19 protein-coding genes are annotated in these 16,312 nt (G+C 38.9%); 18 read left to right on the forward strand and 1 reads right to left on the reverse strand.

Annotation, left to right across the window (positions count from 1 at the left end; all coding sequences use genetic code 11):
- Positions 1 to 202 precede the first annotated feature (202 nt).
- The 18 genes from NFR27_RS08300 (at position 203) to pyrR (ending at position 14,799) form a co-directional block, all read left to right on the forward strand.
- On the forward strand, positions 203 to 1,705 hold the full coding sequence (locus NFR27_RS08300; RefSeq protein ID WP_251441295.1) for an acetyl-CoA hydrolase/transferase family protein: 1,503 nt from the start codon (positions 203 to 205) through the stop codon (positions 1,703 to 1,705).
- A 27-nt stretch (positions 1,706 to 1,732) separates the two neighbouring features.
- Positions 1,733 to 3,379 carry an acyl-CoA mutase large subunit family protein gene (locus NFR27_RS08305; protein WP_251441373.1) on the forward strand — a complete coding sequence of 549 codons (1,647 nt, stop codon included), beginning with the start codon at positions 1,733 to 1,735 and terminating at the stop codon, positions 3,377 to 3,379.
- 51 nt (positions 3,380 to 3,430) lie between these two features.
- Positions 3,431 to 3,826 carry a cobalamin B12-binding domain-containing protein gene (locus tag NFR27_RS08310; RefSeq protein WP_251441292.1) on the forward strand — a complete coding sequence of 132 codons (396 nt, stop codon included), beginning with the start codon at positions 3,431 to 3,433 and terminating at the stop codon, positions 3,824 to 3,826.
- A 71-nt stretch (positions 3,827 to 3,897) separates the two neighbouring features.
- Positions 3,898 to 4,839 carry a methylmalonyl Co-A mutase-associated GTPase MeaB gene (meaB, locus tag NFR27_RS08315; protein WP_251441290.1) on the forward strand — a complete coding sequence of 314 codons (942 nt, stop codon included), beginning with the start codon at positions 3,898 to 3,900 and terminating at the stop codon, positions 4,837 to 4,839.
- A gap of 50 nt (positions 4,840 to 4,889) precedes the next feature.
- Positions 4,890 to 5,312: a methylmalonyl-CoA epimerase gene (gene mce, locus NFR27_RS08320; protein ID WP_251441288.1), complete on the forward strand. Its 423-nt coding sequence runs from the start codon at positions 4,890 to 4,892 to the stop codon at positions 5,310 to 5,312.
- A 48-nt stretch (positions 5,313 to 5,360) separates the two neighbouring features.
- Positions 5,361 to 6,890: a methylmalonyl-CoA decarboxylase subunit alpha gene (gene mmdA, locus NFR27_RS08325; protein WP_251441286.1), complete on the forward strand. Its 1,530-nt coding sequence runs from the start codon at positions 5,361 to 5,363 to the stop codon at positions 6,888 to 6,890.
- Positions 6,891 to 6,971: 81 nt separating this feature from the next.
- Positions 6,972 to 7,307, forward strand: a complete 336-nt coding sequence (gene mmdD, locus NFR27_RS08330) for a methylmalonyl-CoA decarboxylase subunit delta (protein ID WP_251441284.1) — start codon at positions 6,972 to 6,974, stop codon at positions 7,305 to 7,307.
- A 21-nt stretch (positions 7,308 to 7,328) separates the two neighbouring features.
- A complete protein-coding gene (gene mmdE, locus NFR27_RS08335) occupies positions 7,329 to 7,502 on the forward strand; it encodes a methylmalonyl-CoA decarboxylase subunit epsilon (RefSeq protein WP_202922143.1) in 174 nt (57 codons plus the stop codon).
- A gap of 60 nt (positions 7,503 to 7,562) precedes the next feature.
- Entirely contained in the window at positions 7,563 to 7,955 is a 393-nt protein-coding gene (gene mmdC, locus NFR27_RS08340; RefSeq protein ID WP_251441282.1) for a methylmalonyl-CoA decarboxylase subunit gamma, read from the forward strand.
- Positions 7,956 to 8,021: 66 nt separating this feature from the next.
- On the forward strand, positions 8,022 to 9,143 hold the full coding sequence (gene mmdB / locus NFR27_RS08345) for a methylmalonyl-CoA decarboxylase subunit beta (RefSeq protein ID WP_251441280.1): 1,122 nt from the start codon (positions 8,022 to 8,024) through the stop codon (positions 9,141 to 9,143).
- A 194-nt stretch (positions 9,144 to 9,337) separates the two neighbouring features.
- Positions 9,338 to 9,595 (forward strand): hypothetical protein, encoded by a 258-nt coding sequence (locus NFR27_RS08350; protein WP_251454983.1) that lies wholly within the window; start codon positions 9,338 to 9,340, stop codon positions 9,593 to 9,595.
- A 108-nt stretch (positions 9,596 to 9,703) separates the two neighbouring features.
- A complete protein-coding gene (locus NFR27_RS08355) occupies positions 9,704 to 11,005 on the forward strand; it encodes an SLC13 family permease (RefSeq protein WP_251441277.1) in 1,302 nt (433 codons plus the stop codon).
- Positions 11,006 to 11,187: 182 nt separating this feature from the next.
- The gene (locus tag NFR27_RS08360) at positions 11,188 to 11,805 is read left to right on the forward strand and encodes a hypothetical protein (protein WP_251454984.1); all 618 of its coding nucleotides are present in this window, start codon (positions 11,188 to 11,190) and stop codon (positions 11,803 to 11,805) included.
- Between the two features lie 2 nt (positions 11,806 to 11,807).
- On the forward strand, positions 11,808 to 12,206 hold the full coding sequence (locus tag NFR27_RS08365) for a hypothetical protein (RefSeq protein ID WP_251441274.1): 399 nt from the start codon (positions 11,808 to 11,810) through the stop codon (positions 12,204 to 12,206).
- Between the two features lie 379 nt (positions 12,207 to 12,585).
- Positions 12,586 to 12,753, forward strand: coding sequence for a DUF362 domain-containing protein (locus NFR27_RS08370; RefSeq protein ID WP_006555144.1), 168 nt, complete (start codon positions 12,586 to 12,588; stop codon positions 12,751 to 12,753).
- Between the two features lie 118 nt (positions 12,754 to 12,871).
- Positions 12,872 to 13,321, forward strand: coding sequence for a signal peptidase II (gene lspA, locus NFR27_RS08375; protein WP_251441372.1), 450 nt, complete (start codon positions 12,872 to 12,874; stop codon positions 13,319 to 13,321).
- Positions 13,314 to 14,270 (forward strand): RluA family pseudouridine synthase, encoded by a 957-nt coding sequence (locus NFR27_RS08380; RefSeq protein WP_251441272.1) that lies wholly within the window; start codon positions 13,314 to 13,316, stop codon positions 14,268 to 14,270. The genes lspA and NFR27_RS08380 overlap by 8 nt, the downstream gene beginning before the upstream one ends.
- A 10-nt stretch (positions 14,271 to 14,280) precedes the next feature.
- On the forward strand, positions 14,281 to 14,799 hold the full coding sequence (pyrR, locus tag NFR27_RS08385; protein ID WP_251441270.1) for a bifunctional pyr operon transcriptional regulator/uracil phosphoribosyltransferase PyrR: 519 nt from the start codon (positions 14,281 to 14,283) through the stop codon (positions 14,797 to 14,799).
- Between the two features lie 64 nt (positions 14,800 to 14,863).
- On the opposite strand, the gene NFR27_RS08390 is transcribed toward pyrR, so the two are convergent.
- Positions 14,864 to 16,117, reverse strand: a complete 1,254-nt coding sequence (locus NFR27_RS08390) for a tRNA(Met) cytidine acetate ligase (RefSeq protein WP_251441268.1) — start codon at positions 16,115 to 16,117, stop codon at positions 14,864 to 14,866.
- Positions 16,118 to 16,312: the final 195 nt, after the last annotated feature.

A 16,312-nucleotide genomic window follows, 5' to 3' on the forward strand; every position in this document is an offset into this window, starting at 1 on the left:
CATAGTTTGAAGTATAACTTTCTAGACAATATCTAAATATGTCGATAAAAGAGAAGTTTTTCGATACAGTAAATTGTTGGTAAAAATAAAAAAATATTCACAAAAAAAGAGGATATTTTAATCTTTTGTCGAATATATATAAGTGTTGGAATGCGGAAGTACAATTTAATGTCATTCAAACTTTAAAAAGGAGATGGTAGCGATGATTAACATCCTGGATCGAGTACAAGGTAGTGCTCTTCAAGCAAAGATTAAGACTGCAGAAGAAGCCGCTTTGTTGATCAACCCTGGTGACCATGTGGGTATCAGTGGATTTACCCCTTCTGGTTATCCAAAAGCAGTTCCTTTAGCTTTGGCAAAACGAATGGAAAGCGATCCATTCAAAATCGACTTATGGACAGGTGCTTCAGTAGGTGATGAAGCGGACGGTGCACTTGCTCGTGTCGATGGTATTGGCCGCCGATTCCCATATCAAACAAATGGGGATATGCGTAAAGCTCTTAACGCTGGTAAAGTTCGTTATAGCGATATGCATCTTAGCCAAACTGCTCAAAATGTTCGCTATGGATTCTATGGCGACTGTGATGTAGCAATTGTTGAAGCTGTATGCATCCGTGAAGATGGTGGTATTATTCCATCCACTTCCGTTGGTAATACACCAACATTTGTAAACAAAGCTAAAAAAGTTATCGTTGAAGTCAATGTATCTCAACCTATGAGCCTAGTAGGTATGCATGACATCTACGAACCTTTGGATCCACCATATCGCCAAGCATTACCAATTACTGGTGCTGGCAACCGTGTAGGGACTCCATACATCCCTTGTGATCCTGAAAAAATTGTAGCAATTGTTCCATGTGACATTACTGACAAAACTCGCCCATTAGCACCAATCGATGATGATGCTAAAGCAATGAGCCAACATTTAATTGAATTCTTCCAGAATGAAATTAAACATGGTCGTTTGCCTAAGAATTTATTACCATTACAATCTGGTGTAGGTTCTGTAGCAAATGCAGTAATCACTGGTCTAGCTCAAGGCCCATTCACTAATTTATCTATCTTTACTGAAGTAATTCAAGATGGTATGTTTGACCTTATTGATGCTGGTAAAGTAGAAGTTTGCTCAGGGACCGCTCTATCGCCTTCTCCTGATGGCTTAAAACGTTTTTATGACAACGTTGATTTGTACTCGAAGAAAATTATTCTTCGTCCGCAAGAAATTTCGAACAGTCCTGAATTAGCACGCCGTCTTGGTGTTATTGCTATGAATACAGCGATTGAATTTGATATCTTTGGTAATGTAAACTCCACTCACATTATGGGTACTAAGATGATGAATGGTATCGGTGGTTCTGGTGACTTCGCTAGAAACGCATATATCTCCATTTTCTGTACAAATTCTGTGGCCAAAGATGGTGCTATTAGCTCTGTTGTTCCAATGTGTTCTCACATTGACCATACAGAACATGATGTAATGATATTCTGTACTGAACAAGGCATTGCTGATTGCCGTGGTTTAGCTCCGGAAGAACGCGCACGTTTGATTATTAAAAACTGTGCTAATCCAGAATATAAACCAATGTTAGAAGACTACCTCGAAAGAGCCTTGGTGGCAACTAAGCACGCCCATACACCAATGTTGCTTGATGAAGCTCTTTCTTGGCATAAACGTTTCCTAGACACAGGAAGCATGAAGAAATAAGGTATTTTTAGGAGGATGATGAAAACTATGGCTAACGAAGCTCTAAAAGCTAATCTTGCCAAATATGAGGCAGAAGTTAATGAAAAAATTGCGAAATTCCCAGAACGCAAAAACTTACAGTACAACCGTTTATATACTCCAATCGATATTGAAGGTTTCGACTATGAAAGAGATTTAGGGTTCCCTGGTGAATTCCCTTATACTCGTGGTGTACAACCTACAATGTACCGTGGTCGTTTCTGGACAATGCGTATGTACGCTGGTTTCGCTACTGCTGAAGAATCCAACAAACGTTATCGTTACCTTATCGAATCTGGTGCAACTGGTCTTAGCTGTGCATTCGACTTACCAACTCAGATTGGTTATGACTCCGACGATGCTATGGCAGAAGGCGAAGTTGGTAAAGTAGGGGTAGCTATTGACTCCTTGAAAGATATGGAAATTCTTTTCGACGGCATCGACCTTGGTAAAGTTTCCACTTCCATGACAATCAATGCTCCTGCATCTGTACTTCTTGCTATGTACATTGCAGTTGCTGAAAAACAAGGCGTACCTGCTTCCGCATTGATGGGTACTATCCAGAACGATATTCTTAAAGAATATGCTGCTCGTGGGACTTACATTTTCCCTCCAAAACCATCCATGCGTTTGATCACTAATATTTTCGAATATTGCTCTCAGAACGTACCAAAATGGAATACAATCTCCATTTCCGGTTACCATATCCGTGAAGCTGGTTCCACAGCTGCTCAGGAAATCGCATTTACAATTGCTGACGGTATCGCATACGTAGAAGCTGCTTTAAAAGCTGGCTTAGACGTTGACGCATTCGCAGGTCGTTTATCCTTCTTCTGGAACGCTCACAACAACGTACTTGAAGAAGTTGCTAAATTCCGTGCATCCCGTCGTTTATGGGCTACTATCATGAAAGAACGCTTTGGTGCTAAAAAAGCTAAATCCATGATGCTTCGTGTACATACTCAAACAGCTGGTTCCATGCTTACTGCACAACAAGTTGACAACAACATCGTTCGTGTAGCATTGCAAACTGCTGCTGCTGTAATGGGTGGTACTCAGTCCTTACATACTAACTCCCGTGACGAAGCGTTAGCACTTCCTACAGAAGCTTCCGTACAGGTTGCTCTTCGTACACAACAAATCGTTGCTTACGAATCCGGTTTAGCTGACGTAATCGACCCATTGGGCGGTTCCTACTATGTAGAAGCTATGACTAATGCTATTTATGATGAAGCTGCTGAATACATTCGCAAAATCGACGAAATGGGCGGCGCTGTAGTAGCTATTGAAAAAGGTTACATTCAGAAAGAAATTCAAGAATCTGCATACAAATGGCAGATGGAAGTTGAATCTGGTCTCCGTACAATCGTAGGGGTTAACAAATTCCAGGTTGAAGAAAAACCAGTTGAAGGTCTTCTTCGTGTAGATGCTTCCGTAGGTGTTAACCAAGCTAAGAAAACTCAGAAAGTTCGCGAAGAACGCGATAACGCTGCAGTAGAAAAAGCATTGGCAGCACTTAAAGAAGGGGCACAAGATGAAAATGTTAACCTTATGCCATTAATTCTTGATGCAGTTCGTACTTATGCAACATTGGGTGAAATTTGTAACGTATTACGTGAAGTATTTGGTGAATACCAAGCTCATTCCACGTTATAATTTCTAGATAAAGATAAGATAGCGTAACGATTAGTTCGGAGGTAATATATCATGGCAGAAAAACGTATTCGTGTATTAGTAGCAAAACCAGGTCTTGATGGTCATGACCGTGGTGCCAAAGTAGTAGCTCGCGCACTTCGCGATGCAGGTTTTGAAGTAATTTATACTGGTCTTCGTCAGACTCCAGAACAAATTGTTGAAGCTGCTTTGTCTGAAGACGTTAATGTAGTTGCATTAAGCCTTCTCTCTGGCGCTCACAATACATTGTTCCCTAAAATTGTTAACATGTTAAAAGAAAAAGGTATGGGCGACGTACTTGTTGTTGGCGGCGGCGTAATTCCTGATGCTGATATCCCAGGCCTTAAAGAAGCTGGCGTAGCAGCTGTATTTACACCAGGCACTCCAACAGGCGATGTTGTAGAATTTATTAAAGCTAACGTAAAATAATAACTTTTAGGAGCAGGCTCGGATTATCTAAAGTCTGAGCCTGCCACTATACTAAGAAGGCGGTGAACCCCATGGATTTAGTCCAAGAACTTTTAAATGGTTCCCGACTGGCCTTGGCGCGAGCCATAACTGCAGTCGAAAGCGAATATGATAACGCAATTGACATTATGAGAGCGATTTATCCTAAAACGGGCCGAGCTCGTATTTTAGGGATTACTGGTGCCCCTGGTGCTGGTAAAAGTACCTTGACTGATAAAGTTGTTAAACAATATTTACAGCAAGGTAAAAAAATCGGTATCGTTGCGGTGGATCCGACCAGTCCGTTTTCAGGTGGTGCCATCTTGGGTGACCGTATTCGAATGAATGACTTAACTCTTAATGAAAATGTATTTATTCGTAGTATGGGTACTCGTGGCAGCTTAGGTGGTTTATCTAAGAAAACCTCTGATGTTGTCAAATTGATGGATGCATTTGGCATGGATTTAGTTATTATTGAGACTGTAGGGGTAGGGCAATCTGAAGTTGATATTGTAAAAAATGCAGATAGCACTTTAGTTGTACTCGTTCCTGGTCTTGGTGATGATATTCAGGCTATTAAGGCTGGTATTTTAGAAATTGGCGATGTATTCGCAATTAATAAAGCTGACCGTGATGGCTGCGATAAGTTAAACGTAGAAATTGAAATGATGCTAGATTTAGACTCTCGTGAGTTACAATGGCGTCCTCCAATTAAACGAACTATCGCAAGTAAAGACGTTGGTGTTGATGAATTAGTAGAAGCTTTAGATGAACATTTTGAGTTCCTTGAAGATAGCGAAGAATTAGCTGTTCGTCGTAAAGACAGAACTCGTGATGAAATTATAGCGATGATTAATGAACAAATCGGCCGACGTGTAGCTGATGTCGTTGTTGCTAGTGACGACTTTACAGCCCAAGTAAACGCTGTTAATCAGCGTGAAAATGATCCATATACAGTGGTGAATAAAGTATTGGGCGATGTATTAAAAATTTAATTGATTAAGAGCGTAATGGCCTATCAGTTGAAAAAAAGGAGATTTTTATTATGGCATTCAAAGTATTAAATGTTGATCACATCGGTATTGGTGTTACTGATTTAGCATCTACAAAAGAATTTTACAAAAATGCACTAGGTATGGAACATCTTCCTGAAGATGAAATTGTTGAAGAACAAAAAGTAAAAGTAAGCTTCTTCCCATGTGGCGATGCTGAATTAGAATTCTTAGAATCTACAACTCCAGATGGTCCTATCGGCAAATTCATTGAAAAAAATGGCGGCCGTAATGGTATTCAACACGTTGCACTTCGTGTAGATAACATTGAAAACGCAATTGCTGATTTAATGGCTAAAGGCATTCGCATGATCGACGAAAAACCTCGTTACGGTGCTGGCGGATCTGCTATTGCTTTCATTCATCCTAAAGCAACTGGCGGTGTTCTTCTTGAACTTTGTCAGAGAATGAAGTAATATAAGATATATAATTAATTTATATAAAAACTTTATGGAGGTGTAGTAATGGCAACAGTCCAAGAAAAGATTGAGTTGTTACACAAGAAGTTAGAAGTTGTAAAACTCGGCGGTGGCGAAAAACGTATTGCTTCGCAACATAGCAAAGGCAAAATGACAGCTCGCGAACGTATCGCTAAGTTATTTGACGAAAATAGTTTCGTTGAATTAGATCAATTTGTTAAACATCGTTGTGTAAACTTCGGCCAGGATAAAAAAGAACTTCCTGGTGAAGGTGTAGTAACTGGTTTTGGTACTATCGATGGCCGTTTAGTGTATGCATTCGCTCAGGACTTCACTGTAGAAGGTGGTTCCCTTGGTGAAATGCACGCTGCAAAAATCGTAAAAGTACAACGCCTAGCAATGAAAATGGGTGCTCCTATCATCGGTATCAATGATTCCGGCGGGGCTCGTATTCAGGAAGCTGTTGATGCATTAGCAGGCTATGGTAAAATCTTCTTTGAAAATACCAATGCTTCTGGTGTAATTCCTCAGATTTCTGTTATCATGGGACCTTGTGCTGGTGGTGCAGTTTATTCCCCTGCATTAACAGACTTTATCTACATGGTAAAAAATACTTCCCAGATGTTCATTACTGGTCCTGCAGTAATCAAATCTGTAACAGCAGAAGATGTTACAGCTGAAGCTCTTGGTGGTGCAATGGCTCACAACAGTGTATCTGGTGTAGCTCACTTTGCTGCTGAAGACGAAGATGATTGCTTGCAACAAATTCGTTACTTATTAAGCTTCTTACCAAGCAACAACATGGAAGATGTTCCTCTTGTTGACACTGGTGATGACCCTGCTCGTGAAGCAGATCAGCTTAATACTTTATTACCAGATAACAGCAACATGCCTTATGACATGTTAGAAGTTATCGCTGCTGTTGTAGATAATGGTGAATACTATGAAGTACAACCATTCTATGCAACAAACATCATCACTTGCTTCGCACGTTTTGATGGTCAAAGCGTTGGTATTATTGCTAACCAACCAAAAGTTATGGCTGGTTGTCTTGATATTAATGCATCCGATAAATCATCCCGTTTTATCCGTTTCTGTGATGCATTCAATATCCCAATCGTTAACTTTGTTGACGTTCCTGGCTTCTTGCCTGGTACTAACCAAGAATGGGGCGGCATCATTCGTCATGGTGCTAAAATGCTATATGCGTACTCTGAAGCAACAGTGCCTAAGATTACGGTTATTACTCGTAAAGCATACGGTGGTTCTTATCTCGCTATGTGTTCTCAAGACCTCGGTGCTGACCAAGTATATGCATGGCCAACTTCTGAAATCGCAGTAATGGGCCCAGCAGGGGCTGCTAACATCATCTTCAAAAAAGACGAAGATAAAGATGAAAAAACTGCAAAATATGTAGAAGAATTTGCTACACCATACAAAGCAGCAGAACGTGGTTTCGTTGATGCTGTTATCGAACCAAAAGCTACTCGCCCAGCAGTAATCAATGCACTCGCTATGCTTGCAAGCAAACGTGAAGCTCGGGCACCTAAAAAACATGGTAATATTCCATTATAATTGTTAGTAGGTAAAACTTAGTTTTTGATTTGGAGTATCACAATTCTTATTCTTTGTATTAATTAGAAAGAGGAATTTATTATGGGAGGAAACGAAGGTACTATTAGCCCTTGGCTATTTATGGCAATCAATATGACTGTTGTATTTGCTGTATTGGCTGCGTTAGGTTTATTGATGGTAATTATCCATAAATTAGACCCTACAAAAAAAAAGCCTAAAGAGCCAGTGAACGTAGCACCAGCCGCTGCTCCTGTGACTGCAGCAGCGCCAGTGGTAGCCAATGATGAACCTGTAGTAGCAGCTATTACAGGAGCCATCGTAGCTATGGGTTACTCATCAGATCAAATTGCATCAATTCGTCCAAGCGAAACAAGTCGCAATTGGAGACTAGATGGCAGACTAAGTGGTAGAATTTAGTCAAATCTAGGAGGTGTAAACATGAGCAAGGCAGAGAAGAACGCCGGTAACAGTAAACTAAATGATGAGTTAGTTGCTGTTATTGCCAGTGCCATTAGCGCTATGGGCTACTCGGTTGATCAGATCGCTAGTATTCGTCCAAGTATTAATAATCATAACTGGAAATTGGACGGTCGTTTGCGCATGAGTCGTTAATTGTAATATGCTAAGAAGAAGGAACATATTGCATTAAATTTTAGTTTGGAGGATTATAAAATGAAAAAATTTAACGTTACTGTAAATGGTACTGTATATGATGTTGAAGTTAATGAAGTAAAAGCAACTGGTGCAGCGGCAGCTCCAGCACCTGCAGCAGCTCCTGCTCCTAAAGCAGCTCCAGCTCCAGCACCTGCAGCAGCTCCAGCACCTAAAGCAGCAGCTCCAGTAGCAGCTGGCGCAATTACTGTTAAAGCTCCAATGCCAGGTAAAATCTTATCTGTAAACGTTTCTGCTGGTCAAGCAGTTAAAAAAGGCGAAACTTTATTAGTTCTTGAAGCTATGAAAATGCAGAACGAAATCGCTGCTCCACAAGATGGTACTATCGCTGAAGTACGTGTATCTGCTAACCAAACAGTATCCACTGGCGAAGACATGGTTGTATTTGGCTAATAGTTAATTTGTAGTGAAATATTGATTGAATCATTATTTTTGTTCTCGATATGAAAGGGGATCCACATGGATGCATTTATCGTAGCGGTCTCTTCGGTTTGGACAGATAGTGGGTTTGTAAACTTTAATACTGGTAATGCAATTATGATTTTAGTAGGCTTACTATTATTGTACATGGCATTTGTTAAAGAGTTCGAACCATTACTACTTTCTCCAATCGCATTTGGCTGTATTCTTGCTAATATCCCTCGCAATGGTTTTGAAGAAGGGGTTATGGCTCTTATCAGCGCCGGGGTTTCTCATGAAATCTTCCCTCCACTTATTTTCTTAGGTGTTGGTGCAATGACTGACTTCGGTCCATTGATTGCAAACCCTAAAACATTGTTCTTAGGGGCTGCAGCTCAAATTGGTGTATTTATTGCCTTAGCTGGTGCAATGATGATTGGCTTTACAGCTCCACAAGCAGCAGCAATTGGTATTATTGGTGGTGCCGATGGTCCTACATCAATTTACCTTGCGACTAAATTAGCGCCTGAATTATTAGGTGCTATTGCCGTAGCGGCCTATTCTTACATGTCCTTGGTACCATTGATTCAACCTCCAATTATGAAATTGTTCACGACTCAAAAAGAACGTGAAATCGTAATGGAACAGCTTCGTGAAGTAACACGTTTTGAAAAAATCGTGTTCCCAATTGTTGCAACTATTTTCATTTCTTTATTGTTACCATCCATCACTTCCTTATTAGGTATGTTAATGTTAGGTAACTTATTCCGTGAATCTGGTGTAACAGATCGTTTATCCGATACTTCTCAGAATGCATTGATCAATATCGTTACTATTTTCTTAGCAACTGGTACTGGTCTTACAATGAATGCTGAACACTTCTTAACTTTTGATACAATTAAAATTATTGCTCTCGGTTTAGTTGCGTTCATCGCAGGTACTGCTGGTGGCGTATTGTTCGGCAAACTTATGTCTAAACTTGATGGTGGTAAAACAAATCCACTTATCGGTTCCGCTGGTGTATCTGCCGTTCCAATGGCAGCGCGTGTATCTCAGGTTGTAGGGGCTAAAGCTAACCCTGCTAACTTCTTGTTGATGCATGCTATGGGTCCAAACGTTGCGGGCGTTATTGGTACAGCTGTAGCAGCTGGTACTATGCTTGCTATGATGGCAACTCGTTAAAATTTAATAATCTTTAGTAGCTATAGTGGGGGCTAGTAGCCCCCAGTTATAGCCTATACTTGTCGATTTACAGTAATTGTGAAGTATACTTTGACAATAAGGTTCTGCTCGAAGTATTCTTTGGGGATATAGCAAAACTTATATCGATAAATCGTATTGCATTTATATATTGTTAATGTAGAGGTGATTTTGATTTGTTCTCCATAGAATTGAAAATTTTGATTAGTTTCGTGTGGGCTCTTATTGTTTTTTTTGTTACTGCGTTGATTATAGGGAATGAACGTAAAGCTCGTTGGTTTCGTAGGCGAACAAAATATTCATTTTTTAATCGGCGTGGTTTTATCAGTGAACTTTTATTTTATGGGTATCCTTGTACTAAGGAAGGAATTTATGTAACAATTGCAATGGCAATTTCAATTTTAATTGTTATTGGTATTTTATATTATTTATGATGCGTTAGTGTAAGGGTATATTATATAGCTAGTATGCTATGTACATAAAATAAGAAATCCTATTAATTTCAATACTTTTTATTGAAGTATTAAAAGGAGATGACTAATATGGATGTTGCAGTACAAACTTTGATCGTGCTCGCTGTTATGGCGATTTTCTTTGTTACTGAAATTATTCCACTAGCAATCACCTCTATTGGTGGGGCCATTACATTATGTTTAATGGGGATTATTAGTAGTAAAGAAGCTTTTTCAGGTTTATCTGATAGTACCGTAGTATTATTTGCTGGTATGTTCGTAGTTGGTGGGGCCATGTTCTACACAGGGCTTGCTCAAAAAATTGGTGAAACAGTAGTATCTAAAGCAGGTACTAGTGAAAATGGTTTAATGTTTGCTATTATGACAGTAACTGCAGTTATGTCTGCATTCTTATCTAACACTGGTACAGCAGCTGCTTTATTGCCAGTAGTTGTTGGTATTTGTTCTGTTGCTAATATTCCTGCAAGCCGTCAGTTAATGCCATTAGCATTTGCTGCTGGTATCGGTGGTATCATCACAATGGTTGGTACACCTCCAAATATTATCGTTAATGGTGCTTTAGCTAAAGCGGGCATTCCTCAATTCGGCTTCTTTGAATTTGCTTGGATTGGTGTTCCTTTAACAGTTGCTACTATTGCTTTCATGATGTTTATTGGTAAATATTTCTTACCTAAACATGAAATTACTGGTGATGTTGAAGTAGAACAAGAAGTATCTGCTGATGAAGTATCTAATGATCCTAAGAAACAATTATACTCCGGTTTAATTCTTGGTGCAGTTATCTTGTTAATGATTTTAGGCGATCCTTTAAAAACATACTTTGGTATTAACTTACCATTGAGCTTAGTAGCTGTTATGGGTGCTATTGCTTGTGTATTAACTGGTTGCTTAAAAGAAAAACAAGCTTATACTTCTATTGACTGGGTAACAATCTTCTTATTCGCAGGTATGATGCCTGTAGCTGGTGCTATGGATAAATCCGGTGCTGGTCAATTAATTGCTAATGCCGTTCTTGGCGTTATGGGTTCTGACCCTAGCCCTTACTTTGCGACAGGTGTTTTATTCTTATTATCTTGTATTATGACTCAATTTATGTCTAACACTGCATCTTGTGCATTGTTAGCACCAATTGGTATCGCTATTGCAAGAGGTATGGGTGCTGACCCTCATGCCGTATTAATGGCTATCGGTGTTGCTGCATCTTGTGCATTCGGTACACCTGTAGGTACACCTCCAAATACATTAGTACTTGGTCCTGGTCAATACAAATTCATGGACTACGTAAAAGCTGGGGTACCATTGATTATTGTGTGTTTCATTGTAAGCCTTATTGTAATTCCAATGGTATGGCCTTTCTTCCCAGGTCAATAAGAATAAATTAAAATATTTAGTGAAGTCAATTTATTAAATATTTATGAATGAATATTGGGGTAGTGCAATAAGTACTGCTCCAATATTTTTTTAGTTTTATTTGATTTTTAATTTGTTTTACATTGTCTCTTATATGAGGGGAGAAAAAGTATCCTTATGTCAGTTTGACAGGAGTTTTTATAATGAAAGTAATTTATCAAGAAAGTTCAAAACGAAGTAATAAAGCAACATTTGTTGTCAGTTTATTTGTTATAGCTTTATTAGTTGCCATAGGATGGACAACTAGCCGCAGCATGGCTAAAGGAGTTATTATATTAGATGAATATTTTGTTGAGTTGGTAGCTTTATTTGTTATTTTAAAAACTGCAATAGCTCAATATACATATAAATTATTAGATGATAAACTCGTGATTATAGAGAAGTTTTTATTTAGTACAAAAAAAATGGAAATTCCATATACTATGATTGATGGTGTATTTTTACATAAAACAGAATTCATTAGTAAATTTAAATTAAGGTACAAATATCGTAAATGTTCAAGTTCAGATAATAGACCAGCATGGGCATTAATTTATTCTATTGTTAATGGAAAAAAAGTTAAAAATGGACGAGTTATTATGAAAGCAGACAAAGCTTTTTTTGATGCTTTAAGTCAATTTGTTCCTAATAGAATTTGTGTGCCACAAGAAGATGTTATATTGTATTCATACATACGGAGAGACGCTATTATGCATAGTGAATCAGTGGATGAGTACTTCCAAGAAATTATTAGTCAGACTGAGGAAAAGGAAAATGATTAGTTATGAATAAAAAAGATTTAATTAATCGAAGGAGCGAATTAATTGAACAGCGCGCCGTTTGTGTAAAAGAATGGCAGACGTTAGCTAAATTACCACAGAATCCGTCTACTACATCGCTCTTGAGCGCCTTTGTTTTAATTGGTGCCGCTACGGTTTTATCCTTTCTTACCGAAACACCTACTATTTACGACCCACAGTTTTTAATTGCTGTCGTATTAATGTTAGCTGGCGTAGGCGTATTCTTTAATAGTAAGGTTACAGTTGATAATCGCCGCAAAAAGATTAATAAATTACAAGATTTGGTATGGGAGATTAACGACGAACTAAAAGAAGTATCCCAAGAATTGGGCTTACCATTTCCTAAAATTAAATTACCTAAAGCGCCTAAAGGCAAAAAATAATCGCATAATAAACTATGATTACCGTAACCTTATCTTATAGATGTATGGTTGGCATACGAAAAACATTTATAAAAATGAGAATAAAATTCATTTGTTGTTTTATGCTATTTTGAACTTAAATGAGAATGCAAGTATTGAGTAGGTTTACTCTTTTATCAATAAAAAATGTATTGAAAATATTTATCAAATACTTAAAGAATAGCGTATTTACTATGTAAAATAGTCATTTAAACTTGCATAAAAATAATAAGAAATCATTATCCATAAGTTTGACAAGATGGAAAAATCGTGCCATAATGAGAATATAAAGTTAAGGTAAGTTCCTTAAGGAATTGATAATCAAGAAATTATCTAGTATATTTTGCGGAGGTGTCCAATAATGAGAGTTATCGGTGACGAATGTATTAAATGTGGTTCTTGTGCTTCTGTATGCCCAGTAGGCGCTATTAGCGAAGGCGAACTTAAATACGAAATTAACGAAACTTGCATCGACTGCGGTTCTTGCGAATCTGTATGCCCAGTAGGTACTATTCATCCAGCTGAATAATCAACGGATGCCAAAGCCCTCTAGTAGAGGGCTTTTTTTATTTGCCTTGTTTCCCTATTTAGCCGTATAATAAAGAGTAATAAACTATTAAAAAGGAAGAGAATAATCAATGGCAATTATATATGTAATTATTGGACTTGTTTGGTTAGTAATTGATCAAGTAACAAAAAGTTGGGTGCAAGAGAGTATGACATTGGGACAATCGATACCTTTGATTCCGAATGTATTTCATTTGACCTATATTTTAAATAAGGGCGCTGCATTTGGCATACTAGCTAATCAACGGCTGTTTTTTTTATGTATAGTTCTTATCTTGCTTGTTGTACTTTGGTATTTCAGACAATATATTCGTACTGGTGGTGTGTTGACACAATTAGGAACGGCCTTGTTAGTTAGTGGTGCTTTAGGCAATGCTTGGGATCGATATCATATAGGGGCTGTTGTGGATTTTTTTGATTTTAGAATTTGGCCGATTTTTAATGTAGCGGATATTGGTATTTGTGTTGGCGTTGCTTTATTGGCTATACATATTTGGCGTTCACCTCAGGGAGGAAATCATAATGGATAATGAATTAGTAACGAATGTTCACTTCGAACCAGGTAAGACTATTACTGTAGTAGTACCGGCGGATAAAGAAGGGGAACGATTAGATATATTTTTAACATCTCTCATGGAAGGCTCTCGTAGTTATGTACAACAATTAATTAAATCGGGGGCTGTTACGGTTAATAATAAAGTGGGCAAGAGTAATTTAAAATTAGCTAGTGAAGCTCTTATTACGGTTGTAGTACCGAAGCCTCAGTCTGTAGAAGTGAAACCAGAAGATATTCCGTTGGATATATTGTTTGAGGACCATGATATTATCATCGTAAATAAACCTCGTGGTATGGTGGTGCATCCTGCCGTAGGAAATTATACAGGCACTTTAGTTAATGCATTGCTATTTCATTGCAAGGACTTATCCGGCATTAATGGTGAAATTCGTCCTGGTATTGTCCATCGCTTAGATAAAGATACATCTGGTGTTATGATGGCGGCTAAAAATGACTTAGCTCATATTGGCTTAGCTGAACAGGTAAAAGCTCATTCAGCAACACGCACCTATTATGCCTTGGTACAAGGCAATATTGTAGAAGAGCGGGGGACCATTAAAGCACCTATTGGACGTCATCCAAAGGACCGTATGAAAATGGCCGTAGTATTTGAAAATAGTAAAGAAGCCATTACTCATTTCAAAGTATTAGAACGGTATGGGCAACATACTTTAGTGGAATGTGTTCTTGAAACAGGACGAACTCATCAGATTCGTGTGCATTTTGCTCACATTGGTCATCCTGTAGTTAATGATCCATTTTACGGGTATCGGAAAATGGATTTCCCTATTGAAGGGCAAGCCTTACATTCCTATAGTTTAGATGTGAAGCATCCTATTACTGGCAAGGAACTTCATTTTGAAGCCCCATTGCCTGAGGACTTTTTAGCTTGTCTTGAGTATGCCAAAACTCATAATGTATAAGGAGCTAGCTATGGAAGATAAACGAGTTCTTATGGATGAGCAGGCTATGATGCGTGCTGTTCGTCGAATTAGTCATGAAATTTTAGAACGCAATAAAGGCTTAGATAATGCTTTGATTTTAGGGATTGAGCGCCGTGGCATATATTTAGCGCAACGTTTACAAGCTCAGATTGAAGCGATTGAAGGCGTTCATATTGAAGTAGCCACTATTAATGTAGCGATGTATCGGGATGATCGCACTACAACGGGCAAAGAAGGGCCACCGTTTACCTTAGACACAACTGGTAAGTTAGTTATTTTGGTAGATGATGTGCTGTATACAGGGCGAACGATTCGGTCTGCCTTGAATGCACTTATGGAAGTGGGGCGGCCTCGAGCTATTCAATTAGCTGTATTAGTCGATAGAGGGCATAGAGAATTGCCAATTCGCGCTGATTATGTAGGGAAAAATATTCCTACCTCTCACATGGAAACGGTGCGAGTTAATGTAAAAGAACAAGATGGCGAGGACAGTGTAACAATTTCATAAAAAATAGGCTGAATCTACAGGATAATATAGATACTGTAGGTTCAGCCTTTTTTGTCATGGTTTGTCATGGAGTATTTATTATATACCAAGGGGTAAAGGTGTAATCAGTGCCACCCGACCGCTTGGCGGGGTGTTTAAAACAAAGGGCTTGTAGGTCTGTGGCCCGTTGATCTAGTTGGGCTAGCTGGGCAGTCAGCCCTTGCGCTTCCTTTAGGAAAGGGGCCCATTTTTGTACTACTGGAATAGTGAAGTTCTTGGCCTGTAACCAAGGGCGGGCTTCTTTGGTAAAGCCTAATAGACGAGCATAGGTAGGGCCTTGCTGATGAGCGTCATCTTGGAGCTGTTGGGCAATTTGCAGCATTGTATATGCCGACATTCGGTTTAAACGGGCATAGGAATAGCGTTTTGATTTTAAAAGCTCTCGAGCTGCGTTCCAAGTAGTGGCCTGACTTGCTTTTGGCCAACGATTTTCTAAGCCTTCTTTAAAATCACAAAGTTGTTGTAAGTCCTCAGCAGTGCGTTGGCGACTTTCATAGAGTAAGAAATCTTCATACCGTGAGAGATCGAGCAATTCGCCTTGTAATACTAATTCCGTATAGTCCTTTTGTATATTAGTGGGTACAAAGTCTGTTAGCTTATGTAAGAAATTCATATCTGTACCTTCATGGTTAGCTTCTCTTGTAGTCTGAGCGGTATATAAGTGGTGTCGTAAGGCAGAACCTGAAGGCCAAGGGGACGTTAGACTGGCATTATGATGGGCACCTTCTCGTTGCACTAGATAGACGTCTAAGTCTAATTGATAGGTTTTTAAGGCCTTTAAATATTCAATGCCTAATAGAGCATTGGGGTGTTGTAAGATTGGTTCTGCTTTAGGGGCTACTGTAGCGATAGCATCGCGTAAGGCGGCCCCATAGAAATAGCCTTCTTGCAGGCGTTGCTGGCAATGTGCTTGCACTTCAGGGGTGTGACTGAGGTTGGCAATTTGTTGTAATGCAGTTAAATCAGTCGTTTCAGAACCAAAGGATAAAGCAGTGGCTCCGACTGATGCAAGTAACCGAACTGCACCAGCCGCAAAGCGTTCGGCATTGGCCGTTGCATAAATAGTTGGCAGTTCTAGTACTGCATTAGCGCCATTTAATAAGGCCCAACGAGCGCGTATAAATTTATTGAAAATAGCAGGTTCACCACGTTGTACAAAGGAGCCACTCATAGCTATGATGATTAGGGCATCTGGATGTGCTTGGCGTAGTTGTTGTAATTGATGGGCATGGCCGATGTGAAACGGATTATATTCCGCTACAATGCCAATACATTTCATAGGTGTCTCCTTTCGCGTTTCACTTGCAAAGTATTGTGTAGTTGGTTACTATGGTATGCTTATTATAGCATAGAATGCTATGCTTATGGGCTTTTATAGGAATAGATACTATAATTGTTAGGGACTATAACTAAACGTTATGAATAACAGTGTTTGTATGTAAAAAACTAATAGTGAATATGTGTAAAAAGAGAG

Source organism: Veillonella intestinalis, from assembly GCF_943192895.1.
Classification (GTDB): Bacteria; Bacillota; Negativicutes; order Veillonellales; family Veillonellaceae; genus Veillonella_A; species Veillonella_A intestinalis.